Annotated in this window: 1 pseudogene; it reads left to right on the top strand. The window is 68.7% G+C overall.

The window, feature by feature from the left end:
- Window positions 1-415, top strand: a pseudogene (locus JG676_RS08420) (benzoyl-CoA 2,3-epoxidase subunit BoxB); the annotation flags it as partial.

Below are 415 nucleotides of genomic sequence, written 5' to 3'. Positions count from 1 at the left end.
CTACTACACGATGGGCGTGAAGGGCCGGTATCTCGAGACGCGCATCGAGGACGATCACCTGCTGACCGGCAGCACCTACGACATCGACACCGTCGAGGATGGCCGGATCGTCCGCAAGACCGTGCCCGCCCTGGCTGCGCTGAACGAGCGCCTGCGCCAGGATTATGTCGAGGATTGCGGCCGGGGCCTGCTGCGCTGGAACCGGGCGATCGAGCAGGCGGGCATCGACTTCGAGCTGAAGCTGCCCCATCGCGGCTTCGACCGCCGAATCGGCGGCTTCGCCGGCCAGCGCATCTCGCCCGACGGCCGGATGCTGAGCGAAGCCGAGTGGGCCGCCAACGAGAGCAAGTGGCTGCCGACGGCCGAGGACCGCGCCTATGTCACCTCGCTGATGGGCCCCGCGGTGATCGAGCCC

Source organism: Campylobacter sp. 2018MI34 (assembly GCF_016598975.1).
Taxonomy (GTDB): Bacteria; Campylobacterota; Campylobacteria; order Campylobacterales; family Campylobacteraceae; genus Campylobacter_D.
Note: the sequence above shows the minus strand (reverse complement) of the source record. Positions and strands in the feature narration are given on the sequence as shown.